The sequence below is a fragment of the Vibrio sp. HENC-03 genome (assembly GCF_000305755.2).
Taxonomy (GTDB): Bacteria; Pseudomonadota; Gammaproteobacteria; order Enterobacterales; family Vibrionaceae; genus Vibrio; species Vibrio owensii.
In genome coordinates this window covers 1-571 of the sequence record NZ_JH976107.1, presented here as the reverse complement: position 1 = coordinate 571, position 571 = coordinate 1, and the positions used below count along the sequence as shown (strand labels likewise).

The 571-nt window shown below is 41.0% G+C and carries 2 tRNA genes; both read right to left on the bottom strand.

Annotation, left to right across the window (positions count from 1 at the left end):
• Positions 1 to 255: 255 nt before the first annotated feature.
• Positions 256 to 331 (bottom strand) — tRNA-Glu (locus VCHENC03_RS17160).
• Positions 332 to 372: 41 nt separating this feature from the next.
• Positions 373 to 448, bottom strand: a tRNA-Ala gene (locus VCHENC03_RS17165).
• Between the last annotated feature and the right edge of the window lie 123 nt (positions 449 to 571).

Genomic DNA, 571 nt, shown 5'->3' with positions numbered 1-571 from the left:
ACATTTCGATTTTGCCGGACTCAATTTCGAATAATCACTGTAAAAGTGATATTCCCAAGAACACTTAAATGTGCTCGTTTACTTTCATTTTAAAAAAATGAAAACAAACAGTTGGTGTTTGTCTTAAAGACAAACATTGAGAACTTTACAAACAATCTTAAAGATTGTTTTGTCAGCTTTCCAAATTGTTAAAGAGCTAATCACTTCTTATGAAGTAACCATTTTTAAAAACTCTCAAGAGAGAATGTTTAAAGATGGTATCCCGTAGGGGAGTCGAACCCCTGTTACCGCCGTGAAAGGGCGGTGTCCTAGGCCTCTAGACGAACGGGACACTGTAGGTTGTTTTGCTAAAAGCAGAAACAATGTAGCTAGTGGTGGAGCTAATCGGGATCGAACCGATGACCTCTTCGCTGCCAGCGAAGCGCTCTCCCAGCTGAGCTATAGCCCCACATAAATCGCTTCAGCATTTTATGCAGAACCAATCTTTGCTCTGAAATCTAAACCATATCAATCTGTGTGGACACTCATCGTGAGTAATCATCGTTTAAGGAGGTGATCCAGCGCCAGGTTC